Source organism: Bradyrhizobium sp. BR14999, from assembly GCF_056106085.1.
The window spans coordinates 6,933,560-6,958,270 of the sequence record NZ_CM148536.1; the positions used below are offsets into that span (position 1 = coordinate 6,933,560).

Below are 24,711 nucleotides of genomic sequence, written 5' to 3' on the forward strand. Positions count from 1 at the left end.
CTATCATATGGTTGAGACCATGAGCCGCATTCCCAATTTCGCCGATGTCGCCTTCGCGCGCACAACCACCGCCGCGCCGACCGGCAGCGCCGAGCCGTGGCTGACGCCCGAGGGCATTCTGGTGCAGCCCGCTTATGGCGAGGCAGATGTCGCCGGGCTCGATTTCCTCGAGACTTATCCCGGCATCGCGCCCTATCTGCGTGGTCCCTACCCCACCATGTATGTCAACCAGCCCTGGACCGTCAGGCAATATGCCGGCTTCTCCACGGCGGAGGATTCCAACGCGTTCTACCGCCGCAACCTCGCGGCGGGACAGAAAGGCCTCTCGGTCGCCTTCGACCTCGCCACCCATCGCGGCTATGACAGCGACCATCCGCGCGTTGGCGGCGACGTCGGCATGGCCGGTGTTGCCATCGATTCCATCTACGACATGCGCACGCTGTTCGCAGGGATTCCGCTCGACCAGATGAGCGTGTCCATGACCATGAACGGCGCGGTGCTGCCGATCCTCGCGCTCTATGTCGCGGCTGCCGAGGAACAGGGCGTGCCGCCGGAAAAACTCTCAGGGACGATTCAGAACGACATTCTGAAAGAGTTCATGGTGCGCAACACCTACATCTATCCGCCTGCGCCTTCGATGCGGATCATCTCGGACATCTTCGCCTACACCTCCACGAGGATGCCGAAGTACAATTCGATCTCGATCTCCGGCTATCACATGCAGGAGGCCGGTGCGACGCAGGATCTCGAGCTCGCCTATACGCTCGCCGACGGCGTCGAATATCTGCGCGCCGGCCTTGCCGCCGGCCTCGACGTCGACCGTTTCGCGCCGCGCCTGTCGTTCTTCTGGGCGATTGGCATGAACTTCTTCATGGAAGTCGCCAAGCTGCGCGCCGCGCGCCTGCTCTGGGCGAAGCTGCTGAAGCCGTTCAACCCGAAAGACCCGCGCTCGCTGTCGCTGCGCACGCACAGCCAGACCTCGGGCTGGTCGCTGACGGCGCAGGACGTCTTCAACAACGTGATGCGCACCACCGTCGAGGCGATGGCGGCCACCCAAGGCCACACCCAGTCGCTGCACACCAATGCGCTCGACGAGGCCTTGGCGCTGCCGACCGATTTCTCGGCGCGTATCGCCCGCAACACCCAGCTTTTCCTCCAGCAAGAGAGCGGCACCACCCGCATCATCGATCCCTGGGGCGGTTCGTATTATGTCGAGCGGCTGACGCGCGACCTCGCGGCGAAGGCCTGGAGCCATATCCAGGAGGTCGAGGAGCTCGGCGGCATGGCCAAGGCCATCGAGGCCGGCGTGCCCAAGCTGCGCATCGAGGAAGCCTCGGCCAAGACGCAGGCCCGCATCGATGCCGGCAAGCAGGCGGTGATCGGCGTCAACAAGTACAAGCCGACCGACGAAGCTCCCATCGACATCCTCAAGGTCGACAACACCAATGTCCGCCGCTTGCAGATCGACAAGCTGACGCGGCTGAAATCCGAGCGCAATCAGAAGGACGTCGATGCCGCCCTCGCCGCGCTGACGCGCTCGGCCGGCGAAGGCAACGGCAATCTGCTCGCGCTCGCCATCGACGCGGCACGGGCCAAGGCGACCGTCGGCGAGATTTCGGAGGCGATGGAGAAGGTGTTCGGCCGGCACCGCGCCGAGATCAAGTCCATCACCGGCGTCTACAAGCGGGAGGCGTCCAGCATGGGTAACCAGGTCGAGAAGGTTCAGGCGCTGATCGACGCCTTCGAGGAGGCGGAGGGCCGCCGCCCGCGCATCCTGGTCGCCAAGATCGGCCAGGACGGCCACGACCGCGGCCAGAAGGTGATTGCGTCTGCCTTCGCCGACATCGGCTTCGACGTCGACATCGGACCGCTGTTCGCCACGGCGGATGAAGCCGCGCGGCAAGCGGTCGAGAACGACGTCCATATCCTCGGCGTCTCCTCACTCGCCGCCGCCCATCTCACCGCCGTGCCCGCGCTGAAGGCGGCGCTGAAGAAGCAGGGCCGCGACGACATCATGATTATCGTCGGCGGCGTGGTGCCGCCGCAGGATTACGATGCGCTCTATGCCGCCGGCGCCGAAGCCATCTTCCCGCCCGGCACCGTGATCGCGGACGCAGCCGAGGAGCTGATCCGCAAGCTGAACGCCCGGCTCGGGCATAGCGAGGCGGCGGAGTAACCGACGCCGCCGATCTTCCGACAAGAAGGATTTTGCGTGATGTTTCCCGCGCCAACGTTCATGCGCGCGCTGGCTGCGGCCGCGGTTTGCGGCGCGCTGGTCGGTCTGGCAAACGCAGCCGAACCCAATCCCGACGCCGTCATCAAGACCAAGAGCATCGAGGCGCGAATCTTCCTCGACGATAAGGTCAAGGCAGATGCAGCGCTGGCGGCCGATTGCCTTGCTGAAGGCAGGAAATGGCTCGACAAGAACGCGGCCGAAGCTGCCGCCTCGCGCAAGGAGTATCCGCAGTTCTTCAAGGACGGCGGCTGGGATTTCGAGCGCAGATACACGATCCGCTCGGTGATTGCCGATCGCTACGTCAGCGTCCTGCGCAACGACTACATGGACACGCACGGCGCCCATCCGAACTCGGACGTAAACACGATCCTGTGGGACAAGACCGAGAACAAGCGCATCTCGATCCGCCCGTTCTTCGCCGAGACCGTCGACAACGGGGCGACTATGAAAGCGATGGTGAAGGCCGTGCTCGTCTCACTGAGAGCCGAAAAGAAGAAGCGCGACGCCAGCGAGACAGCGACCGACGAGTGGTTCAAGGGCGTCGCGCCGAACCTGCTCAGGATCGGCGCAGTGACGCTCGCGCCCTCAGCCGAAGCGGGCAAGAGCTCCGGCCTCACCTTCCATTACCCGCCCTACGCCGTCGGCCCCTACGCCGAGGGCGAATATGTCGCGTTCGTGCCGTGGGAGGCGCTGAAGCCCTACCTGACCGCGGAAGGCACCCGCATCTTCGGCGGCGCACGGCCGAAGGGCGACGCGGACGCGCAGTGAGCGCTCGCTAACGCGATCGCGGACTGACGCGAGCCAATGTCCGCGCAAGTGAGTCCGTCCAATCGGGAATCCAGGAGCCAAACAGCGCTTGCCAGCGATCGGCGTCCGCAGGTTCCGTATCGAGGGCGACCGACCATTCGATGAGGGTGCGGTCACCTTCGATGATCGGGCGCAGATGCATGGTGCCCTGGTAGCGCGTCGGCGCTGGCGCTTGGCTCCCCGCTTGGCTCCCGTCATCTTGCGGATACGGCAGCGCTTCGAGACCGGCATAGGTCAGGCTGTGCTGCCGGTCCGAGTGATCGACCAGGCGCTGGCGGATCCAGTTTCCGAGATAGCAGAAGCGCCTGATGGCGCCGACTTCGTCGCCGCGCTTGTCGTCTTCGATCACGCTCTCGCTCACCCCGTCGATGTAAGCGGGATAGTTGTTGAAATCGCGGATGAGCGACCAGACTTCGTCCAGCGGGTGGTCCAGCACGGCGCTGTAATAGGCTTGGGTCATGGCTTGCCTTCTTTCGTTACGCGCTGAGGTTGGCGACTTGCGCGGGCAAAACCCACCCGATTTCCGACTGGCCTTTCCGGTGGGCCTCCAGCTTTCACACAACAGTACGATCCCATTGGTAGCGCTACCTTGCAGCGGCGCCGCAAAGCCGACTAGAATGCCGCCGTTGACAAGAGCGCCCGACGTCACGGGCGCCGCTGGGAGGCATTCAATGTCCAAGATTTCGCGCCGCACCTTTGCGGCTTCATCCGCCGCCGTTGCGGCATCCGCCGCTTTCGGGTTCAAGCCCGCACGCGCGCAAACCTATCCGGCGCGGCCGGTCACCGTGATCGTGCCCTGGGGCGCCGGCGGTGGCACCGACGCGACTGCGCGCATCGTCGCGGCGCTGCTGGAGAAAGATCTCGGCCAGCCCTTCAACGTGGTCAACCGCACCGGTGGCTCCGGCGTCGTCGGCCACAGTGCGATCGCAACCGCGCAGCCCGACGGCTACACCATCGGCATGCTCACGGTCGAAATCTCGATGATGCACTGGCAGGGCCTCACCGACCTGACGCCGAAGAGCTACACGCCGCTGGCGCTGATGAACGAGGATCCGCCCGGCATTCAGGTCTCCTCCTCCTCGCCGTACAAGACGGTCAAGGAGCTCGCCGAGGCGATCAAGGCGGCGCCCCCGGGCAAGTTCAAGGCTTCGGGCACCGGCCAGGGCGGCATCTGGCATCTGGCGCTGGTCGGCTGGATGCAGGCGATGGGCCTACCCGCCAACCAGGTCGCCTGGGTGCCCTCGAACGGCGCGGCGCCAGCCATGCAGGATCTCGCCGCCGGCGGCCTCGACCTCACCACCTGCTCGGTGCCGGAAGCGCGCGCCATTATCGAGGCCGGCAAGGCCAGGAGCCTCGCCATCATGGCACCGGCGCGCAATCCGATCTTCAAGGACGTGCCGACGCTGAAGGAGGCGATGGGCATCGATTACGCGACCGGCGCCTGGCGCGGCATCGGCGCACCCAAGAACCTGCCGCCGGAGATCGCAACGAAGCTCACCGCGGCCCTGAAGAAGGTCTACGACTCCGCCGAGTTCAAGGACTTCATGAGCAATCGCGGCTTTGGCACTGTGTGGGGCGATGGCGCCCATTTCGCCGGCTTCATGGACAAGGGCGATGCCCAGATGGGCGAGGCGATGAAGGCGGCCGGCCTGAGCAAGGCGTGACCTGGTACTGCGACGCTCTGATCGCCTCTCCCCGCCTGCGGGGAGAGGCCGGAATTCGCGCAAGGCGCGGATTCCGGGTGAGGGGGACTCTCCACGAATCCAACTCTCACCGTCCTCGCGGAGAACCCCCTCACCCCAACCCTCTCCCCGCGCGCGGGGAGCGGGAGAACACTCTTTGTAGGACTCCCCCATGCGTCTTCCCGACTCCGTCACGGGATCGTTTCTCGTCACACTCGGCGCAGCCGCCGCCTATGGCGGTTGGATCTTGCCGCCGGTGCCGGGGCAGCCGGTCGGCCCCAACGTGTTTCCGCTGGTGATCGGGACGGGGCTCGCGCTATGCGGGCTCGCGATCGTGTTCGGCATCGGCCATTCCTTCGAGGAGGAGGAAGAGCTCATCCCGTTCGAGGACGGCCAGGCAGCTAGCCCGCCGCCGCAGGGCAAGCTCTACGGCCTGCGCGCGCTGCTGCCGCCGGCGCTGCTGCTGTTCTACGTCTTTGCCGCCGACCGGCTCGGCTTCATCATCACCGCGGCGATCATGGTCTACGTGACGTCGACCGCGTTAGGGGCGAAGTGGAAGCTGGCGCTGCCGCTCGCGGCGCTCTCGCCGTTCGCCATTCACCTCATCTTCGGCAAGCTGCTCCGCGTGCCGCTGCCTGCCGGCCTGCTGCCGACGCCCTGGTAATCCCATGCTGAAAACCCTGATTGATGCGTTCGCACTGATCTCCACCTGGGAGGTCATCATCGCGATGTTCGCGGCCTCCGTGTACGGGCTCGTGATCGGCTCGCTGCCGGGCTTGTCGGCGACGATGGCGACCGCCCTGCTCGTCCCCGTCACCTTCTACCTGTCGCCGATCGCGGCGATCGCGACCATCGTCGCGGCCTCCTCGATGGCGATCTTCTCCGGTGACATTCCGGGCGCGCTGCTGCGCATTCCCGGCACGCCGGCTTCCGCCGCCTATGCCGACGAAGCCTATGCCATGACCCGCAAGGGCCAGGCCGAGCTTGCGCTCGGAGCCGGCGTCTGGTTCTCCGCGGTCGGCGGCATTGCCGGGGTGCTGTCGTTGATGATCCTGGCGCCGCCGCTGGCCGAGATCGCGCTGTCGTTCTCGACCTTCGAATATTTCTGGCTGGCGCTGCTCGGCCTGATGTGCGCCACCTTGGTCGCGCGCTCCTCGCCGGTGAAGGCGATCGCGGGCATGTTCATCGGCCTCTTGGTCTCCTGTATCGGCATCGAGAACCCCGGCGGCGTGCCGCGCTTCACCTTCGGCATCACCGACCTGTTCGGCGGCATCGAGCCGATCCCGGCGCTGGTCGGCGTGTTCGCAGTGGCGCAGGTGATGCGCGCGATGCTGACGCCCGAGCCGCCACCGCTGCCGCGGCGTAAATTCGGGAGCATCATGGCCGGCCAGTGGAAGCTGACGAAGCTTTATCACTGGCAGATGACGCGCGGGAACATCGTCGGCATCATCATCGGCGTGCTGCCCGGCGCCGGCGCCGACATGGCCGCCTGGGTCTCCTACGCGATGTCGAAGCGGTTCTCCAAGGAGCCGGAAAAGTTCGGCACCGGTCATGTCGAAGGCCTGGTCGAGGCCGGCGCCAGCAACAATGCCAGCATCGCCTCCGGCTGGGTGCCTTCGCTGCTGTTCGGCATCCCCGGCGACACCATCGCCGCGATCGCGATCGGCGTGCTCTACATGAAGGGCCTCAATCCGGGCCCGACGCTGTTCACCGAGAAGGCGTCCAGCATGTATGCGATCTATCTGATGTTCATCATCGCGAACATTTTGATGATCCCGCTCGGCATCGCCATGATCCGCGTTGCCGCCTACATCCTGCTGGCGCCGCGCTCCACAGTGATGCCGATCATCATGCTGTGCTGCGCGGTCGGCTCGTTCGCGATCGGCAATAACATGTTCGGCGTCGTCACCGTCGCCGCCTTCGGCGTGATCGGCTATGTGATGGAGGCCAACGGCTACCCCGTCGCAGCCATGGTGCTCGGCATCGTCATGGGCACCATGGTCGAGCAGGCTTTCGTCACGTCGTTGATCAAGTCGGACGGAAGCATCCTGCCGTTCTTCGAGCGCCCGGTCGCGGCGATCCTTGCCGCGATGGCGATCGGCGCCCTGCTGTGGCCCGTGATGGTGTGGATCTGGCGCAAGATGAAACCGCTCCAGACGGCCGCGGCAACATCCCGGTGATTCCAGGCGAGCGGCGCCCTCGTCTGCCCATCGAGACGCCCCTAAGTCCGGCGCTGGGCCGCTTGGCGGCTTTGTGCTAGTATCCAGCCATGATCGAGGTCGCCGACATTCCGCTTCAGACAATTATTCTGAAGCTCAAGGAGATCGCTCCCGCCTTGAGGGCTGCGGGCGTGAAACGGCTATACATCTTCGGATCACGTGCCCGCGGTGATGCGCGGCCCGACAGCGACCTGGATGTTCTCGTCGAAACGACCTCGCGCGAGGAACCACCACGGTTCGATTTCTTCAAAGTCCTGCATCTGATAGAAGATGAGGTGGGCCTCACGACGCAAATTTCATTGCGAAACCTGCTGAAGCCCCGCATCGCCGAGCGGATCGCGGATGACCTGGTCGAGGTATTCTAGATGCCGCCGACCGCGGAAGACCGGTTGCGAGACATTCTCGAAGCCATCGTCGAGATCGAGGCATTGCTGGCAGGCTACAACCTCGACCTCTTCACTGCAGACAAGACGCGCCGCATGGCGACAGAACGCTATCTCGAAGTCATATGTGAAGCTGCCCGGCGCTTGACTGACGATATCAAGAAAGACGCGCCAGAGATCGACTGGCAGAGAATGGTCGATTTCGGCAACCACTTGCGCCACGCGTACCATGCAACAGACGTAGGGATTGTGTGGGACATCGTTCAAGATCATCTTCCGCCGTTGAAATCTTTCGTTGAACGGTGCATTCGGGCATCCAGCTGATGATGCATCCACCCGCTCGCCTGCAACGATGACCAGCCCCAAGACGTTCGACATCAAATCCCTCGCCCGCGACCTCCGCGCCGGCAGCCGCGCGGCGCTGGCGCGGGCCATCACGCTGGTGGAGAGCCGGCGCGGTGACCATCAGGCGCTGGCGCGCCAGCTGGTGCAGATGCTGCTGCCCGACACCGGCAAGGCATTTCGCGTCGGCATCACCGGCTCGCCCGGCGTCGGCAAATCAACCACGATCGACGTGCTCGGGACGTATCTGATCGAACAGGGCCACAAGGTCGCCGTGCTCGCGGTCGATCCGTCCTCGGCGCGCAGCGGCGGCTCGATCCTCGGCGACAAGACGCGGATGGCGCGGCTGGCGGCCTCCACTGATGCCTTCATCCGCCCCTCGCCGTCCTCGGGCACGCTCGGTGGCGTTGCGGCCAAGACGCGCGAGGCGATGCTGCTCTGCGAAGCCGCCGGCTTCGACGTCGTGCTGGTCGAGACCGTCGGCATCGGCCAGTCCGAGACCGCGGTCTGCGACATGACCGACTTCTTCCTCGCCCTGATGCTGCCGGGCGGCGGCGACGAGCTACAAGGCATCAAGAAGGGTCTGGTCGAGCTCGCCGACATGATCGCCATCAACAAGGCCGACGGCGACAACCTCAAGCGCGCCAAGATCACCGCGGCCGACTATCGCGGCGCGCTGCATATCCTCAGCCCCCGGTCAGAGCATTGGCACCCACCGGTCGAGACCTATTCGGCGCTCACCGGCACCGGCATCGCCGAGCTCTGGCAGAGGGTTCTGGATCACCGCAAGGCGATGAGCGCATCCGGCGAGTTTGCCGCGCGTCGGCGCGATCAGCAGGTGAAGTGGATGTGGTCGATGCTGGAGCAGCGGATGCTGGCGCGGCTGCGCAGCGAGGCATCGGTGCGGACCAAGGTCCGGAAGATCGAGGCGGAGGTGGCCGACGGCCATCTGACGCCGGCGCTCGCCGCCGAGCAGATCTTGGAGTTGCTGCAATGAGCGAAAAGCTCCGCGTTCTCCTGACCGGCTTCGGGCCGTTTCCCGGCGCGCCCTATAATCCGACCCAGCCACTGGTGGCGCGACTGGCGCAGCTGCGCCGCCCGGCACTCGACAATGTCGCGATTGCCAGTCACATTTTCCCGGTCACCTATGCTGCGGTCGACCGGCAATTGCCTGACGTGCTCACGAAGGTGAAGCCGGATGCGCTTCTGATGTTCGGCCTCGCCGCACGCACGCCTTACTTGCGCATCGAGACCCGCGCCCGCAATGCCGTCACCATGCTCTGGCCGGATGCCGCCAACACCCGCTCGAGCAAGCGCGGCATCGCCGGCCATGCGGACGCGATGATGTTCGGTCCGCACACCGCAAGGCTGCTGCGCGCCGCACGTCTCACCGGCATCGATGCGCGCTCTTCGCGCGATGCCGGCGCCTATCTCTGCAACTATCTGAGCTGGCGCGCGATCGAGAATGTGAGAGCGGGCGGGCCAAGGCTTGCGGCGTTCATCCACATTCCCCTGCTCGCGCGTAGCGGCGCCGTGCGCCGCAAGGGCGCAGCCCGGATCACATTGGACGAGCTGGTGGATGCTGGCGAAGCCATGCTGATGGAGATGGTGCGGTTGGCAAGGAAGGAGCGGAACACACCGGTTTCGTAGGGTGGGCAAAGGCGCACTTGCGCCGTGCCCACCATGCATCTGCATCCGAGGTGCCAATGGTGGGCACGCTTCCGCCTTCGCTCTCCGAGCTACGGCGGACAGGTCGTTTGCCCACCCTACCGCACCTCGCTTGCGTAAACATTTAACCCTACCGCGAACAATCCTCACGCCACCGGCCGCCCCTGCGCTACCTAGTCGGCGCGGACACCTCCCGCGTCCGCCGGAGGACGCGTCATGGACCTCAATCGCCGTCATCTCATCGGAGCTTCGACCGCCGGCATCGCCGGCGCGCTCGCCATGCCGGCTGACGCTGCGCGCGCGGCGCCGCTGACTTCCCTGCTCGGCCGCGACGCCACGCAATTCGGCGTGCGGCCCGGCAGCAGCGAGGACCAGACGCGAGCGCTTCAGCGTGCGATCGATGAGAGCGCGCGGGCGCAGATGCCCCTCGCCTTGCCGCCCGGCACCTACCGGACCGGCCTGTTGCGGCTCCCGAACGGCGCACAACTGATTGGAGTGCGCGGTGCGACGAAACTCGTTTTCACCGCCGGAGCCTCGGCGATCCAGAGCGACGGCGCGGACTCGATAGGCCTCACCGGGATCACCTTCGACGGCGGCAACATTCCGCTGCCGACACGGCGCGGCCTGATCCACGTCCTCGGCGGCCGCGACATCCGCATCACCGATTGCGCGATCACCGGCTCCGGCGGCAGCGGGGTCTGGCTCGAACAGGTGTCCGGCGACATTTCCGGCAATATGTTCACCAATATCGCGGTGACGGCGGTGGTCTCGTTCGATGCCAGGGGCCTCAGCGTTTCCCGCAACACAATCACCGGCACCAATGACAACGGCATCGAGATCCTGCGCACCGCGATCGGCGATGACGGCACGCTGGTCGCTGACAACCGCATCGAGGACATCAAGGCCGGCCCCGGCGGCTCCGGCCAGTACGGCAACGCCATCAACGCCTTTCGCGCCGGCAATGTGATCGTGCGCGGCAACCGCATCAGGAATTGCGACTACTCCGCGGTGCGCGGCAACTCCGCCTCCAACATCCACATCACCGGCAACAGTGTCAGCGACGTGCGCGAAGTCGCGCTCTATTCCGAGTTCGCGTTCGAAGCCGCGGTGATCGCCAACAACACCGTCGACGGCGCCGCCGTTGGCGTCTCCGTCTGCAATTTCAACGAGGGCGGCCGCATCGCCGTTGTCCAGGGCAACATCATCCGCAATCTGCTCCCGAAGCGTCCGATCGGCACCGTACCCGACGACGATGCCGGCGTCGGCATCTACATCGAAGCGGATTCATCGGTGACCGGCAACGTGATCGAGAACGCGCCATCCTACGGCATCGTCGCCGGCTGGGGCAAATATCTGCGCGACGTCGCGATCACGGGGAACGTGATCCGCAAGGCCCTGGCCGGCGTCGGCGTCTCCGTGGTGCCGGGAGCCGGCACTGCGCTCGTCAACAACAACATGATCTCCGAGACCCCGCGCGGCGCCGTGGTCGGGCTGGATCATGCGCGTGCGGTGACGTCGGACCTGTCGGCCGACGGTGCGCAGCGGTTCGCGCAGGTGGTGGTCGGCGGGAATGCAGTGCGGCGTTAACTGTGCGGCTGGCAGACGGGCCGAGCATCCTTCGAGGCTCCCCACGCGGCGCGTTGCGCCACGTGTCTCGCACCTCAGGATGACGGGACGAGCGAGCGAACTCGACTTCGCGAAGAGCTATTCGGCACCACACTCAAAGGCTGTTAAGTCTGATATTGACAACAAGCACGCTGCCGTCATCCTGAGGTGCGAGCCGTGCGGTGCGGAGCACCGCGCGGGGAGCCTCGAAGGATGATTTGTGGGCATCTTTGTCTACATGCTGCGGTGCGCGGATGGCTCGTTCTATATCGGGAGCGCCACTGGAGAGGACGTGTCCAAGCGCGTCGATGAGCACAATGCCGGCGCTTATCCCGGATATACCTATTCGAGGCGTCCGGTCGTCTTGGTGTGGTCCGAGCATTTCGAACGGATCACCGACGGCATTGCGGCCGAACGGCAGCTCAAGGGATGGAGCCGCGCCAAGAAGGAAGCGCTTGTTCGCTCGGATTGGAAGGCAGTAAGCCTGCTTGCGCGCCGACGTGCGGGAGCGCCGAGGTCCAAGAAGTGAGCGGCGACGCGGCTGGCAGACGGGCCGCACATCCTTCGAGGCTCGCCCTTGCGGTGCTCTTACCGCAAGGCTCACGCCTCAGGATGACGGGGTTGGAGAAGTTCGGCTGCCCTCTTGAACATCCCTTAGAACGCGTTCCGCAGCAGCGGGTATTTTGCCTGCAGGCCGTCGAGGCTGAAGGTGAATTCGACGACGCGCTCGGGGGCTGCGACGATTTCGGCGGCGGGCGGGGAGAACTGCGGCAGAAGCGTTGCCATCGTGGCCGGCGCCGTCGGCGGTGCCATCACGGCAGGTGCCGTGATCGGTGCCATCGCGGGCGGCGCGGAGAGCGGTGCGATCGGGGCGTCGGTGATGTCGGCGAGAGCGTCCGGCTTGGGATCGAGCCTGACCGGTACGGCGGTCTCGGGCGCGATGTGGACGGCCTTCGGCTGCACGGTCTGCGCCTGTTGCTCACGCGGAAACACGCGCGGCATCGTCGCCGGCGACCAGCCGAAGGCGGGCGTCACGCTCGCGGCTGCCGCGGCGACGTCCGCGCCCGTTGCAAGCGCGCGCCAGGTCTGGACCGCACGCTTGGCCTCCTGGATGTTTTCGAGGAATGCGATCTCGGAGTGGTAGCGGCGCCAGCGTCCGGTCTCGAACATTTCAGAGAGATGTTGCAGCCGCTGCTCGGCGAGAACGCACCAGCGTGCCGCAAGGTCGCGGCTAACAGCCACGTCGCGAATAGTCTCTTGGCGATGTGTCATGAACCAGCCCGTCAGGAGAAAACACGGACGCGGGGACGCAACGCACACGAATCAATTTAGACGCGACATGAATATTTTGTGGAAAAGTTTTGACTTGTCCAGCAACGACGCCGCGCCTGTCGTCAAAGACCGTAGTCGTGCGGAGATTTCCTGTGTTTTCGAGTCAAGCTTCGCACAAGCATGACGGGCTTGCGGCGTGCCGAGTCGACGATCGGCACGAACGCGGGCGCGATCCTTCAACCGGAAGCTGAACGAGCGCCAGGCTTCGAAAGATCAGATGCCTAAAAAGAAAAGACCCGTCCGGGGGGACAACCGGACGGGTCGAGCCATATGGGCGCTTGGGGTGGATGGGCGCTCGCGCCTGATATGACTGATGGGGAGGGATGACCGCTCCCACATAATTTGGTCGTGGCAGCTGGCTGAACGTTCAACGCGGGGTTTGCTTTTTTGACCTTCGCCGTGCGCGCATCTTTGTCGCAGCGGCTATCGCGGCGCCGGCCTATCCGCCTGAGAAATCGCGGATTTCTCTTCTGCGCTTGACAGCGAGGGTTGCTCGATCGCGCGGCTGCCCGGCTCATCGCGACGCTTGCCGGCGTCTTCACGTTTTGTTGTACCGGATGCCGCCGCAACCGGCGTCGCGCTGTCGGCGGGAACGGCCATGACCGCGGCAAACGCATCGGCCTCGCCGTCGCCGAACAGATCATCACGGCCGGGTGAACCGAGGTCGCGCGCGGTCTTCGCGAGCGCCATGCGCAGCTCTTCCGGCTTCAAGGCATGGTTGCGCTCGAACAGCAGCGCCGCGATGCCGGAAACATAGGCCGCCGAGAACGACGTGCCCGACGTCATCTGATATTTGCCGTCGGGCGCCGGCAGGAAGATGTCGACGCCGGGGGCTGCGACCGCGATGTAGTTGCCACGGTTGGAGGCGGTGAACAGCCGGTCCTGCTGATCGGTGGCGCTGACCGCGATCACGTTGGGATTGGCGGCGGGATAGAGCGGCGGCGATTTCGCGCCGGCATTGCCGGCGGCCGCAATCAGCACCAGCCCGCGCACAGCGGTCGCCGCGATGGCCCGCTCGATCACCGCGTCCTTCGGACCGGCGAAGCTCATGTTGACGATCTGCGCGCCGTGCTCGGCGGCATGGTTCAGCGAGCGCAGGATGATGTAGGACGAGCTCTCGGCGCCACCGGCGGTGCCGCCGAAGGCGCGGATCGCGATGATGCGCGCCTCGGGCGCGCTGCCCATCAACCGCGCATGCGCCACGATGGCGCCGGCGATGCCGGTGCCGTGAACGTGCGGCCCCTCGGCGCTGCCGAGCGCATCGAAATTGTCGGCAATGGAATTGGCGAGTTCGGGATGGCTGGCGTCGATGCCGGAGTCGATCACGGCAATCGTGACGTTGGCGCCGTGCGCCAGCGTATGCGCCTGCGGCAGGCGGAGCTTTGTCAGTGCATATTGCGCAGGATCGCCCTCGGTCGACCCCGACGATGTCTGGTCCTGGAGCACATAGCGGAAGTTCGGCTGAATCGAGCGCACACTTCCGTCGGCCGCGAATTCGCGCCGCACCGTCTCGTACGGCCGGCCGTCGCTGATGCGGAACAGGCCGAAAGTTGCGCCGATCAGCGGAAAATTCTCGGAGGCGACGCGCGTCAGGCCATGGCGGCGCGCAAGCTCATCGGCCTCGGCCGGCGCCAGCGCGCCGTCGATCTCGGCGACGAATTCGTTGGCGAAGCTGCGCAGGTTCACCGCGGCCGGCGTGCTGTTGCCACGCCCCTTGCCGGCGCTCTTCTTGCCTGATTTTCCACCGCCCTCGCCGCCCGCGTTCGGCTGCGCCAGGCATTCGCCGCCGGCATCGCGATAGGGTGCGGTGCAGGCCGGATAGAGGTTCGGCGAATAGCGCGCATAGGGCAGCACCGGCGTCGTCCGCATGCGCAACGGTGTGGTGCGGGGAATGGCCGCGATCGTCCGCGGGCCGCGGCCGACGCTGACCGCGCGCGCGGCAACACCGGGGCTGACACGCGGGGTAATGCTCGGAGAGATGGTCGGCGTGCGCGAGGGAACGCTGATCGTTGGCGTACGCATGATCGCCTGCGCCTGCGCCTCGGCGCCGAGACAGGCTGTGAGCAGCAGCGCGGCTCCAACCGACGAAACGTAGGCCCCGGCGCGTACCCTGCTCTCGGACTTGCGCATCATCGGTTCAGCGGCGCGTTCACGGCGTCGCGACGGCAAGATTGACGAACTTCTCGCGCTGCATCTTGCCGAGCAGCGAGGCGAGCTCATCCTGGCTCATCGCCTTGTTGAATTGGAGGCGGAACATGCCGCCCTTGGCTCCGTCGATGATCGACGCCTGATAGCTGTCGAGCAGCGCGGTGATGTCGGCGATGCGCGCCTCGGGGGTGAAGCGCACCAGCGCACGCGCCGGCGCGACCGTGCCACCAAGTTCGCGTGTGATCGGCGCACTGGTCGAGAGCGAAGCCGTCTGGAAGGTCGCCGGCTGGTTCTTCATCAGCACGGCGCCGATAATTCCGGCTTGCAGCACGAGCGCGACGGCGCCGAGGCTCGCCGACCAGGCCAGCGTCCGCGGCGACAGGCTCGCGAAGAAGGTCGCGATGCGTGCCGACAGCGGCAGCGAACCGGTCGCCCGCGCCGGCTCGGCATCGATCGCGGCAAACAGCTTCTGCATCGCGCGCGCCGACGGAGCGCCCAGGCTCTCGTTCAGATGAATGGTCTCTTCGTACTCGCCGCGGATCGCGGCATATTGCTTCGCAAGCTCCGGATCGCGCGCCAGCGCTTCCTCGACGCGGCGGGCATCGCGCGCGTTCAGCGTGCCGGCGGCGTGCCAGGGCAGCAGCAGTTCAATTTCACTGGGCTCTTGCTCCAGCATCTTCTTGCTCAAAGCCATCATGGCCAGCCTCGCTCAACGCCGGCTGCCTTCAGCAGTTCGGCCAGTTTCTTGCGCGCATAGAACAAGCGCGTCTTCACAGTGTTCTCCGGTATCCCGACGATTTCGGCCACCTCTTCCACGGACTTCTCGTGGTAGTAGACGAGATCGACGATTTCCCGGTGCTCCGGCGAAAGGCCCGTCAGACACTCCCGCAACGCCTCACTGGTATCCTTCTTCTGCACCACCGTTTCCGGATCGTCGGACGTATCCTCGATCGCGTTGGCGGCCTCTTCGTCCAACTCGAAATCCTTCCTGCGCCGAAGCGCAGACAGGGCCTTGAATCGGGTGATGGCCAGCAGCCAGGTGGAAACGGCGGATCGGCCCTCGAATTTGCCGGCTTGACGCCAGACGTCGAGAAACACCTCGCTGATGAGGTCCTCCGCCGCCTGCTCGTCCCGCACGACCCTGAGTCCGAACCTGTAAACCCTGACATGGTGCCGCCCGTACAGCACCTGCATGGCGAGCCGGTCGCCTTGAGCGATCCTGGCGATCAGGACCTCGTCCGAAGCCGCCTGTGTTGCGCTCAAAGGCCGTCTCGCAAAGTTGGTCGGGTCGGTGCGGCGGACGGTTCGACGGGGGGTACAAAATTATTCAAGTTACCGCACACATACGGGGGCCTATGTGATCTACCCCACATACGCGCTTTTTTCTCGTTCCATCGGCGGCGACCCGCCTCGATCCAGATCGGTAACATAATACTGAAATATTTCCCTGCGGAAGGACTGTCCGGCACAGGCAGCCCGGTCAAGTCTGGATCCATAGCAGCCCTGCACGGTGTATGTCTCACGAACCCCTGCTTTGGCTCGACCGCATCGCAAACCGATGCTTAACCGCCAGCAAATTTCGCTGCCGGGCCGACATTCCCCTGTTCCGCGCTGCACGGTTCGGATTCGATTTCGAAGGATACCAAACCTAAAGGCTTGCCACGTAGATTTTTGAGCTGACATCCACCATTGGCGGGACAATGAACACGGCCGCGACGTCGCTTCCCGAGAGGAATGCCGCTGAAGTCGCGGATCTCGTCCTCGCGCCCGCGACGGCGGCTCCGGAAGTCCTGGCTCGTCGGGCCCGGCAGCGCCGCCAGATGTATATCGGCCAGGTCGCGAGCTACTCGCTCGGCGCCTCCGTCCTGCTGCTGTACGCCTATGACGGTGCGATCTCCATGGGTGTGCCGTCGCTGTTCTGGCTCGGCGGCCTCCTGATCATCGGCACGTTCACCGTGCTGTCGGAAGCCGGCTTCGGCGATCGGTTCGAAGATCATTACCTCACCGTCTTCCAGATCTCGGCGCATATGGCGCTGCAACTGGTGTTCCTGCTGGCGGTGCCGACGGTCGGGGTCGCGTTCCTCGCCGTGCTGTTTCTAATCTTCGCATTTGGTACGCTGCGGATGACGTCGAGCCAGGCGATGCTCACCTGGGGTCTTGCCACCTGCGGGCTCGCCTTTGTCTTCCTTGGCTCGGATCTGCCGATCGGCCTGCCGGTTACGACCCGGTTGCAGCGGACCGGCTCCATGCTGTGCTTCGTGCTGGTGATCGGCCAGTGCGCTTTCCTCGGCCTGTTCGGCGCCACGCTGCGCAAGATCCTGTACCGGCGCAGCATCGAGCTGAAGGCCGCCTATCAGCGCATCGAGGAACTGGCCGAGCTCGACGAGCTCACCGGCTCCTACAATCGCCGCTGCATCATGCGGCTTCTCGATGCCGCGATCGACAGGTCGCGGCAGGCGTCAACGCCTTGCGCGATCGCGCTGATCGATCTCGATTGGTTCAAGCGCGTCAACGACGCCCACGGCCATCCCATCGGCGACGAGGTGCTGCGCACCTTCGCGATCACCATTTTCGCCAACATCCGCCAAGCCGACTGCTTCGGCCGCTACGGCGGCGAGGAATTTCTGCTGCTGCTGCCCGGAACCGATGGCGAGGCGGCATCGCGCATGCTCGAGCGCTTGCGCCAAATCATCGCCGATCTCGACTGGAGCGCATTTGCCCCCGGCCTGCGCGTGACCATTTCCGCGGGCGTCGTGACGCTGCGCGACAACGATACTGCCGACACGTTTCTAGCACGCGCCGACCACGCGCTCTATTCCGCCAAGGCGCAAGGGCGCAATCGCATTGCAACGGGCTGACCAATTCATTTTTTCCGACGCGTGAGAAGACGCCGCCGGACCAAACGCTCCAGGACAGGGCAATGAGATCGAAATCCGCAACACCATCCGAGAACCTGCTCGAGGAATTGCAGGCCGCGCTCTCCCACGGCACCGTGGCTCGCCGGGTCGAGACGCTGCGCCGCGTCACCGATCTCTTCGTGGGCAACGCGGTGGATTATTCCGACGACCACGTCCGCGTGTTCGACGACGTGTTCCAGTGCCTGGTCGAGCAGATCGAGATTTCGGCCAGGGCGCTGCTCGCCGAGCGCCTTGCACCGGTCGCGTCCGCGCCGCCGAAGATCATCCGCACGCTCGCGCTCGACGAGGTGATCGAGGTCTCCGGCCCGGTGCTGTCGAAATCGGAACGGCTGGACGAGGCGACCCTGATCGAGATCGCGCGCACCAGAGGCCAGGCGCATCTTAAGGCGATCTCGCTGCGGCGGGTGCTATCGGAGGCATTGACCGATTTGCTGGTGACGCGCGGCAACGAGGACGTGGTGCAGTCGACCCTCAGCAATCCGGGCGCGCGCCTCTCCGAGGGAAGTCTCACCGACCTCGTCAGCCGCGCCGAACGCGACGACGACCTCGCCACCTGCATCGGCCTGCGGCCCGACCTGCCGCGTCATCATTATTTGAAGCTGGTCGCGAAGGCCTCGTTGAGCGTGCGCAGGAAGTTAGAGGCCGCACATCCCGAGCTCGCGGACGAAGTGTCCAGCGTGGTCCAGGAAGCGACTCAGCGGGTCCGCGCCGCCGCCACGACCCGGCAGACCGAGATGGCGCGTGCGCTGGTGAAGTCGCTGCACGCGGACGGTCGCCTCAACGAATTCCAGGTCAGCACCTTCGCCGAGCAGGACAAGTTCGACGAGACCAATGCGGGGCTGGCCGCGCTCGCAGGCGTCGCGGTCGAGACCGCCGAGACCATGATGATCGACAGCCGGACCGAGGGTGTGATGATCCTCGCCAAGGTCGCGGGGATGTCGTGGTCGAGCGTGCGCGCGATCATCGCCATGCGCGAGAAGCTCTCCGGCGGCTCGCAGACCGATATGCTGGCGCTGCGAGACACCTACGAAGCCCTGCGCTCTTCGACCGCGCAGCAGGTGCTGCGCTTCCACCGCATGCAGCAGGGCACTACGCCGGCGGCGTGAAGCTGGCTCCTTAATACCGCAGGACTTTCGAGCCCACCGCCGCGCCGATCGCGGTCACGACCGCGGTCGCGATCGTGTACCAGGTCGCGACGAACAGCGGGGAATCGTCGGTGCAGTGCGAGGCGTAGAGCGTCGCGGCCAATCCCGCCGAGACCAGGCCGGCGAGCGCGCCGGCAAGCGCGGGACGCGAGGGCGCGCCGTGGCGCAGGCCGAACAGCGCCCCCGCAAGCAGCGGCAGCGACATCGCGGGGATCGCAAGCAGGCACACCCTGGAGTTCTTGCCCATCAAGCGCATTGTCATCGGCATGGCCGGCGCCATCATCGCCTCACTGCCGATCGCCACGGCAAGCAGTCCAACGGGAAGCAGCAAGAGCCAGCCCCAGCCGCGCAGCAGGGCTTCGGGGCGCGACAAATGCAGGCTGACGATGATCGCGGGGATCGCGAGCGACAGCGTCACCGCGAACTTCATGTCGAAAAACGGGTTGCGCATCGCGCTCATGACGTCCGGGCGCACGCCTAGGAACGTCGCGAAGATCAGGATCGAGAGCGGCGCGGCCACCAGCAGCGCCATGGTCAGCACGGCGCCGACGCGCGGCGCGCGAAGGACGTTGTCGGCCGCGAGCGAGCGAATCAGTTGATCGGTATCCATGCCTAGTGGTTCCGCAGTTTGGCAGTCAGCGCAGCAAGTCCGCGATGCAGCGCGACCCGCACCGCACCTTCGCTCATCGCAAACTTTGCTGCCGTATCCTTGATCGAGGCGGCCTCGACCGCGATCGACTGCAACACGTCGCGCTGGCGCTGCGGCAGAGTGCTCAGCTGCGCGGCGACCTCGCCCGCCGAAGCCGTCTCCTGCGGTGCCTCGCCCGGCAGCGTCTCGGCGAAATCATCGATGTTGACGAAGACGCGCCTGCCGCGCCGCCGCAGCGTATCGATCAGCTTGTTGCGGGCGATCGCGAACAGCCAGGGCGCGAAGGGAGCTTCGCTGTCCCAGGTGTGTCGCTTCAGATGCACCGCCAACAAGATCTCCTGCACGATATCCTCGGCCTGGTCGGGAGACTGGCCGGCCCGCGCCAGCCCACGCCTCGCAGCAGCGCGCAGCACCGGCGCGACCGCCTTCAACAGGCGATGATACGCGGCGTCGTCGCCAGCCATGGCCGACCGCATCAGGCCGGTCCATTCATCCTCACGTCCGCGCACGCGCGCCCCTCACCATGCAATTCGGCCGCTCTTTCAATTTGTTACCCCGGCACTGAGAGATCACGAACTCGTGATCAATGCCGCCTCCGTGTCCGGTGCGGCCGTAACAGCCCGCGCCGGCTCATAACACCGATCAGTCCGGCCCGCATCCGGCGGCCAGCCGCGAGGGGCGGTTTGCCCCGCTTTTGCCCGGTGTAGCCAGAAGATTCCCATTTTCTGCCCCGCTGTGGTCACGCCCCAGGGTCTCTGTTCGTTCCCGGGACGGGCGGAATTGGGGAGATCGTCAACATGATCAAAGCCATCGGGCGCGCGGCCCTGATCGTTCTGGCCGGACTTTTCTTGCTGTTTGGGGGCATTGCACAGGCGGCGCCGAGTTCAGCCGCAAGCAGCAACTCCGACAGCGCGGGCAAGCAGGCCGACGCGGCCAAGCCGAGCAAGCACCGGCGCCATGAGTCGCGCCGTACCAGCAGCAAGACGGCGCAGAAATCCGACGACAAGGCCGACAAGAACGATGCTGCGGCAAATACCGCCGAGGCCAAGGCCGACAATAACGCGCCGGCCTCGAGCCAGATGCCGCCGGAAGTCGCCAACGCCAATGCGCAGGTCGCCGCCGATACGCCGACCGCGGCTGCGGCCTCCGCGATGACGGGCCGTGCCAACGACAACGTCCAGGCGGCGGCCGATGATACCGCCAATAACACCGCACCGAACGCCGACACCCAAGTGGTGGCCCCCGATCAGCTCAACGACATCGACCGCGCGCTGCAACAGGACAGCCCGCCGACGCAGAAGGCTGTGATCGCCGCAACCGAAGCACAGCCGCGCCCCTCACCGGTGATGGCAAGCACCCAGCAGAGTTCGGCCTGGGACCAGAGCTCCCTGATCGGCAAGATCTTCATCGGCGTCGGCACGCTGCTGACGCTGGCCTCGGCCGCGCGCATGTTCATGGCCTGACCGTCAGTTCCGCCAGGACGCGACCCCCGCGTCCCGCGTCCGGCCCTCTTGAAGCCCACCGCGCCAGCGGGCACATTGCCCGCCCAATCAAAAGCGTGGGTGGAACATGAGCACGTTCGAACACATCATCGTCGAGAGCAAAGGCGCGGTCGGCATCATCAAGCTGAACCGGCCGAAAATGCTCAACGCGCTCTCCTTCGGCGTCTTCCGCGAGATTGCGGCCGCCGTCGACGATCTCGAGGCCGATGAGGCCATCGGCTGCATCGTCGTGACCGGCAGCGAGAAAGCCTTTGCCGCCGGCGCCGACATCAAGGAGATGCAGCCGAAAGGCTTCATCGACATGTTCTCCGAGGATTTTGCCGCGATCGGCGGCGACCGCATCGCACGCTGCCGCAAGCCGACCATCGCCGCGGTCGCGGGTTACGCCCTCGGCGGCGGCTGCGAACTCGCCATGATGTGCGACGTCATCATCGCAGCCGACACCGCAAAGTTCGGCCAGCCCGAGATCACGCTCGGCACCATTCCGGGCATCGGCGGCACCCAGCGCCTGACGCGCGCGATCGGCAAGTCGAAGGCGATGGACCTCTGCCTCACCGGCCGCATGATGGATGCGGCGGAGGCCGAGCGCAGCGGCCTCGTCAGCCGCATCGTGCCCGCCGACAAGCTCATGGACGAGGTGATGGCGGCAGCCGAGAAGATCGCCGCGATGTCGCGCCCTGCCGCCGCGATGGCCAAGGAAGCGGTGAACCGCGCGTTCGAGACCACGCTCGCCGAAGGCATGAGCGTCGAGCGCAACCTATTCCACTCGACCTTCGCGCTGGAAGACCGCTCCGAGGGCATGGCGGCGTTCATCGAGAAGCGCAAGCCGGTGAACAAGAACCGGTAAAGCCAAGCCGCGGCAAGGCTGGTGCAAGGCTGGTGTAAGGCTCTCTCGCTCCCCTGAGGCCCCCCTGTGACGAAGCTGCAACAAGCACGCATTTCATGGGGGTTTTCCCCGCGGCAGTTTGCCTGCGGGACCTGCGCTGGTTAAACAGTTAAGAGGGCCGCCGTCGGCGGGGGCGGACAGCCAGGGTTTGCGGGATTACATGATTGGGCGTGCCGCCAGAGCTGGTCGCGTGATGACGCGGCATCGATCGGGCGTGGCTCCTGTGCTTGCGACATGGACCACGCTGGCGCTCTCTTGCGCCCTGCCCTCGGCCGCGTCGGCGGAAGCCCTGCCCGAGGCGCTGGCCAAGGCCTACCAGACCAATCCCCAGCTCAATGCCGAGCGCGCGCGGCAGCGCGCGACCGACGAGAACGTGCCGCAGGCGCTTGCCGGCTACCGGCCGCAGGTCGTGGCCAGCCTCAGCGCCGGCCTGCAATCGGTGCGCAATCTGCTGCCCGACAACACCATCCAGACCGCCAATCTGAAACCCTGGATCATCGGCGTCACCGTGACGCAGACCCTGTTCAACGGCTTCCGCACCGCCAACAGCGTGCGGGCCGCCGAACTCCAGGTGCAGTCGGGCCGCGAGGCGCTGCGCAATGTCGGTCAGGGTGTGCTGCTCGATGCGGTCACCGCCTACACCAACGTGCTCGCCAACCAGTCGCTGGTCGAAGCGCAGCGCTCCAACGTCGCCTTCCTGCGCGAAACACTCGCCGTCACCCAGCGCCGCCTCAACGCCGGCGATGTCACGCCGACCGACACCGCCCAGGCCGAGGCGCGCCTCAACCGCGGTCTTGCCGATCTCAACGCCGCCGAAGTCGCGCTCGCCGTCAGCCAGGCCACCTATGCGCAGGTGATCGGCAATGCGCCGTCGCAGCTTCGGCCCGCCGAGGTCGTCGACCGCTATCTGCCGAAGAGCCGCGAGGACGCGATGACGATGGCGATCCGCCAGCATCCGGCGGTGATGGCCGCAAGCTTCGACGTCGACGTCGCCTCCACCAACATCCGCATCGCCGAAGGCACGCTTTTGCCGAGCGCCAGCATCCAGGGCAGCGCCAGCAAGAGCCGCAACAACGACCCGACGCTCGGCACCTTCGCCGAGGACCAGGCCTCGATCGTCGCCAACGTCACCGCACCGATTTACGACGGCGGCCAGGCCGCGGCGCAGACCCGGCAGGCCAAGGAGATCACGGCGCAGAGCCGGCTCGTGCTCGACCAGGTGCGCAACCAGGCGCGCACGGCGGCGGTCAGCGCCTGGGTTGCCAACGAAGGCGCCAAGATCACGGTTTCGGCCTCGGAATCCGAGGTGAAGGCGGCGACCGTCGCGCTCCAGGGTGTGCAACGCGAGGCCGCCGGCGGACAACGCACGACGGTCGACGTGCTGAACTCGCAGGCCGACCTGATTCAGGCCAAGGCCCGCCTGATCGGCGCATTGCGCGATCGCGTCATCGCCTCCTACACGCTGCTCAGCGCCGTCGGCCATCTCGACGTCAAGACCTTGAGCCTGAACACGCCGGACTACCTGCCCGAGGTGCATTACCAGCAGGTCCGCGACGCCTGGCACGGCCTGCGCACGCCGTCGGGGCAGTAGTTTCAAGTCTCTTGGCGGAGTACCGATGAAAAGCCGCCGCATCCATCTGATGGGAGCTTCGGGTTCCGGCGTGACGACGCTCGGTCGCGCGCTCGCCGATCGGCTTGCGCTGCCGCATCACGACAGCGACGACTATTTCTGGCTGCCGACGGTGCCGCCCTATCAGACGACGCGCCCCGCCTCCGAACGTCTGCGCTTGATGCGCGAGATGTTTCTGCCGCGTATAGACTGGGTGCTGAGCGGATCTGTCACTGGCTGGGGCGAGGAGCTCGTTCCGTACTTCGACCTCGTCGTTTTCGTGACCGCGCCGCGCGAAATGCGCCTGGAGCGATTGCGCGCTCGCGAGACCGCCCATTTCGGCGCAGATGCCGTCGCGCCCGGCGACTGGCGTCATGATGAGACCGAAGACTTCGTCGAATGGGCTTCCCATTATGAAGCCGGTGATCGCGAAGGCCGCAATCTTGCAAAGCATGAAATGTGGCTCGCGAGCTTGTCCTGTCCCGTCGTGCGTGTTGACGGCTCACGCCCGCTTGCCGATCTTGTCGAGCAGGTATGCAGCGAAGCGGAGCGGTTGCCGGGCTGATGTGATATTCTCTCGGAGCTTGCCTCTAAAGAATAAACAGGGAGAGAAACCGTGCTCAACCGACGCAGTGTCCTGCTTGCCTCCCTTGCCGCCGGAGTAGCCATGACCAGCAAAGCCCACGCCCGTGCGGCGCAGCCTGCGACTCCGATCAATTTCGATGTCCCGGCGCATGCCTGTGACTGCCACACCCACATCCATGGCGACGTCGAAAAATTTCCGTTCTTCGCGGGACGCGTCTATACACCGGAGCCGGCGAGTCCCGAAGAAATGGCCGCGCTGCACAAGGCGCTGCATATCGAGCGCGTGGTGATCGTGACGCCGAGCGTCTACGGTACCGACAATTCATCGACCCTGTTCGGCATGAAAGCACGCGGCGCGAATGCCCGCGGCGTCGCGGTGATCGACGACAAAACGCCGGAGAGCGCGCTCGACGCGATGCATCAGGACGGCTTCCGTGGCATCCGCCTCAATCTGGCGACCGGCGGCGTCAATGATCCCAATGTCGGCCGACCGCGCTTCACTGCCGCAGTCGAGCGCATGAAGGCGCGCGGCTGGCACGTGCAACTCTACACCACGCTTGCCATGATCTCGGCGATCAAGGACCTCGTCGAGACGGCGCCGGTGCCCGTCGTGTTCGACCATTTTGGCGGCCTTGAAGCCTCGCGGGGCCTGGAGCAGCCGGGCTTCTCCGATCTCGTCGCGCTGGTGAAATCCGGCAAGGCCTATGTCAAGATTTCGGGTGCCTACCGGTCATCAAAGCTCGCTCCCGACTATCAGGACATGGTGCCGTTCGCGAAGGCGCTGATAGCGGCAAACCCGGACCGCATCGTCTGGGGCACGGACTGGCCGCATCCGGATTCCAGCCGCGTCGAGGGACGCAAGCCCACCGACATCGCGCCGCTCTATCAGATCGACGACGGCCGGCTGCTCAATCAGCTTCCGGTGTGGGCGCCGGATGCGGACGTGCGCAAGAAGATCCTGGTCGACAATCCGGCGCGGCTCTACGGGTTCTGAC

General features: G+C 65.6%; 25 protein-coding genes. 18 read left to right on the forward strand and 7 right to left on the reverse strand.

Features of this window, described 5'->3' with window-relative positions:
• Nucleotides 1-19: 19 nt before the first annotated feature.
• Together scpA and ACR9YP_RS32465 are read left to right on the forward strand one after the other, a co-directional pair.
• Nucleotides 20-2,176 (forward strand): methylmalonyl-CoA mutase, encoded by a 2,157-nt coding sequence (scpA, locus tag ACR9YP_RS32460; RefSeq protein ID WP_438110854.1) that lies wholly within the window; start codon nucleotides 20-22, stop codon nucleotides 2,174-2,176.
• Between the two features lie 39 nt (nucleotides 2,177-2,215).
• A complete protein-coding gene (locus tag ACR9YP_RS32465; protein ID WP_474217850.1) occupies nucleotides 2,216-3,004 on the forward strand; it encodes an RsiV family protein in 789 nt (262 codons plus the stop codon).
• Nucleotides 3,005-3,011: 7 nt separating this feature from the next.
• Here the strand turns inward: ACR9YP_RS32465 and ACR9YP_RS32470 are convergent, their stop codons facing one another.
• A complete protein-coding gene (locus ACR9YP_RS32470; protein ID WP_370985254.1) occupies nucleotides 3,012-3,503 on the reverse strand; it encodes an SRPBCC family protein in 492 nt (163 codons plus the stop codon).
• Between the two features lie 211 nt (nucleotides 3,504-3,714).
• Between ACR9YP_RS32470 and ACR9YP_RS32475 the strand changes: the two genes are divergently transcribed.
• The 9 genes from ACR9YP_RS32475 to ACR9YP_RS32515 all read left to right on the forward strand — a co-directional run bounded on the left by ACR9YP_RS32475 (nucleotide 3,715) and on the right by ACR9YP_RS32515 (nucleotide 11,471).
• Complete coding sequence (locus ACR9YP_RS32475; RefSeq protein ID WP_091890852.1) at nucleotides 3,715-4,707, forward strand: tripartite tricarboxylate transporter substrate binding protein; 993 nt, start codon at nucleotides 3,715-3,717, stop codon at nucleotides 4,705-4,707.
• Nucleotides 4,708-4,897: 190 nt separating this feature from the next.
• Nucleotides 4,898-5,389, forward strand: a complete 492-nt coding sequence (locus ACR9YP_RS32480) for a tripartite tricarboxylate transporter TctB family protein (RefSeq protein ID WP_474217851.1) — start codon at nucleotides 4,898-4,900, stop codon at nucleotides 5,387-5,389.
• A gap of 4 nt (nucleotides 5,390-5,393) precedes the next feature.
• Nucleotides 5,394-6,905 carry a tripartite tricarboxylate transporter permease gene (locus ACR9YP_RS32485; RefSeq protein WP_370985253.1) on the forward strand — a complete coding sequence of 504 codons (1,512 nt, stop codon included), beginning with the start codon at nucleotides 5,394-5,396 and terminating at the stop codon, nucleotides 6,903-6,905.
• 89 nt (nucleotides 6,906-6,994) lie between these two features.
• The gene (locus tag ACR9YP_RS32490; RefSeq protein WP_438109803.1) at nucleotides 6,995-7,309 is read left to right on the forward strand and encodes a nucleotidyltransferase family protein; all 315 of its coding nucleotides are present in this window, start codon (nucleotides 6,995-6,997) and stop codon (nucleotides 7,307-7,309) included.
• On the forward strand, nucleotides 7,310-7,651 hold the full coding sequence (locus tag ACR9YP_RS32495) for a HepT-like ribonuclease domain-containing protein (RefSeq protein WP_438109804.1): 342 nt from the start codon (nucleotides 7,310-7,312) through the stop codon (nucleotides 7,649-7,651).
• Between the two features lie 28 nt (nucleotides 7,652-7,679).
• Nucleotides 7,680-8,666 carry a methylmalonyl Co-A mutase-associated GTPase MeaB gene (gene meaB, locus ACR9YP_RS32500; RefSeq protein ID WP_438109806.1) on the forward strand — a complete coding sequence of 329 codons (987 nt, stop codon included), beginning with the start codon at nucleotides 7,680-7,682 and terminating at the stop codon, nucleotides 8,664-8,666.
• Nucleotides 8,663-9,319, forward strand: coding sequence for a pyroglutamyl-peptidase I (locus ACR9YP_RS32505; protein ID WP_438109808.1), 657 nt, complete (start codon nucleotides 8,663-8,665; stop codon nucleotides 9,317-9,319). Before meaB ends, ACR9YP_RS32505 begins: the two co-directional genes overlap by 4 nt.
• 234 nt (nucleotides 9,320-9,553) lie before the next feature.
• Nucleotides 9,554-10,924 (forward strand): TIGR03808 family TAT-translocated repetitive protein, encoded by a 1,371-nt coding sequence (locus ACR9YP_RS32510; RefSeq protein ID WP_438109809.1) that lies wholly within the window; start codon nucleotides 9,554-9,556, stop codon nucleotides 10,922-10,924.
• 238 nt (nucleotides 10,925-11,162) lie between these two features.
• Nucleotides 11,163-11,471, forward strand: coding sequence for a GIY-YIG nuclease family protein (locus tag ACR9YP_RS32515; protein WP_091890828.1), 309 nt, complete (start codon nucleotides 11,163-11,165; stop codon nucleotides 11,469-11,471).
• 125 nt (nucleotides 11,472-11,596) lie between these two features.
• Here ACR9YP_RS32515 and ACR9YP_RS32520 read toward each other — a convergent pair whose 3' ends face one another.
• The 4 genes from ACR9YP_RS32520 to ACR9YP_RS32535 all read right to left on the reverse strand — a co-directional run bounded on the left by ACR9YP_RS32520 (nucleotide 11,597) and on the right by ACR9YP_RS32535 (nucleotide 15,685).
• Nucleotides 11,597-12,184, reverse strand: coding sequence for a TIGR03809 family protein (locus ACR9YP_RS32520; RefSeq protein ID WP_438109811.1), 588 nt, complete (start codon nucleotides 12,182-12,184; stop codon nucleotides 11,597-11,599).
• Nucleotides 12,185-12,697: 513 nt separating this feature from the next.
• Entirely contained in the window at nucleotides 12,698-14,407 is a 1,710-nt protein-coding gene (locus ACR9YP_RS32525; protein WP_438109812.1) for a S8 family serine peptidase, read from the reverse strand.
• A gap of 16 nt (nucleotides 14,408-14,423) precedes the next feature.
• Complete coding sequence (locus ACR9YP_RS32530; RefSeq protein WP_091890819.1) at nucleotides 14,424-15,119, reverse strand: hypothetical protein; 696 nt, start codon at nucleotides 15,117-15,119, stop codon at nucleotides 14,424-14,426.
• Entirely contained in the window at nucleotides 15,116-15,685 is a 570-nt protein-coding gene (locus ACR9YP_RS32535) for a sigma-70 family RNA polymerase sigma factor (RefSeq protein WP_091890816.1), read from the reverse strand. Before ACR9YP_RS32535 ends, ACR9YP_RS32530 begins: the two co-directional genes overlap by 4 nt.
• Before the next feature lie 437 nt (nucleotides 15,686-16,122).
• Between ACR9YP_RS32535 and ACR9YP_RS32540 the strand changes: the two genes are divergently transcribed.
• Together ACR9YP_RS32540 and ACR9YP_RS32545 are read left to right on the forward strand one after the other, a co-directional pair.
• Complete coding sequence (locus tag ACR9YP_RS32540) at nucleotides 16,123-17,280, forward strand: GGDEF domain-containing protein (protein ID WP_474217852.1); 1,158 nt, start codon at nucleotides 16,123-16,125, stop codon at nucleotides 17,278-17,280.
• Nucleotides 17,281-17,342: 62 nt separating this feature from the next.
• A complete protein-coding gene (locus tag ACR9YP_RS32545) occupies nucleotides 17,343-18,446 on the forward strand; it encodes a DUF2336 domain-containing protein (protein ID WP_438109815.1) in 1,104 nt (367 codons plus the stop codon).
• Between the two features lie 10 nt (nucleotides 18,447-18,456).
• Here the strand turns inward: ACR9YP_RS32545 and ACR9YP_RS32550 are convergent, their stop codons facing one another.
• The gene (locus ACR9YP_RS32550; RefSeq protein WP_438109817.1) at nucleotides 18,457-19,095 is read right to left on the reverse strand and encodes an NrsF family protein; all 639 of its coding nucleotides are present in this window, start codon (nucleotides 19,093-19,095) and stop codon (nucleotides 18,457-18,459) included.
• 2 nt (nucleotides 19,096-19,097) lie between these two features.
• Nucleotides 19,098-19,643, reverse strand: coding sequence for a sigma-70 family RNA polymerase sigma factor (locus tag ACR9YP_RS32555; protein ID WP_474217853.1), 546 nt, complete (start codon nucleotides 19,641-19,643; stop codon nucleotides 19,098-19,100).
• A gap of 288 nt (nucleotides 19,644-19,931) precedes the next feature.
• Here ACR9YP_RS32555 and ACR9YP_RS32560 point away from each other — a divergent pair, with 288 nt between their 5' ends.
• The 5 genes from ACR9YP_RS32560 to ACR9YP_RS32580 all read left to right on the forward strand — a co-directional run bounded on the left by ACR9YP_RS32560 (nucleotide 19,932) and on the right by ACR9YP_RS32580 (nucleotide 24,710).
• On the forward strand, nucleotides 19,932-20,597 hold the full coding sequence (locus tag ACR9YP_RS32560; RefSeq protein WP_438109819.1) for a hypothetical protein: 666 nt from the start codon (nucleotides 19,932-19,934) through the stop codon (nucleotides 20,595-20,597).
• A 106-nt stretch (nucleotides 20,598-20,703) separates the two neighbouring features.
• Nucleotides 20,704-21,483, forward strand: a complete 780-nt coding sequence (locus ACR9YP_RS32565) for an enoyl-CoA hydratase (protein ID WP_438109820.1) — start codon at nucleotides 20,704-20,706, stop codon at nucleotides 21,481-21,483.
• Between the two features lie 199 nt (nucleotides 21,484-21,682).
• Nucleotides 21,683-23,113, forward strand: coding sequence for a TolC family outer membrane protein (locus tag ACR9YP_RS32570; RefSeq protein WP_438109822.1), 1,431 nt, complete (start codon nucleotides 21,683-21,685; stop codon nucleotides 23,111-23,113).
• A 25-nt stretch (nucleotides 23,114-23,138) separates the two neighbouring features.
• A complete protein-coding gene (locus tag ACR9YP_RS32575; RefSeq protein ID WP_438109824.1) occupies nucleotides 23,139-23,696 on the forward strand; it encodes an ATP-binding protein in 558 nt (185 codons plus the stop codon).
• A 51-nt stretch (nucleotides 23,697-23,747) separates the two neighbouring features.
• Nucleotides 23,748-24,710, forward strand: a complete 963-nt coding sequence (locus tag ACR9YP_RS32580; protein ID WP_438109826.1) for an amidohydrolase family protein — start codon at nucleotides 23,748-23,750, stop codon at nucleotides 24,708-24,710.
• Nucleotide 24,711: the final 1 nt, after the last annotated feature.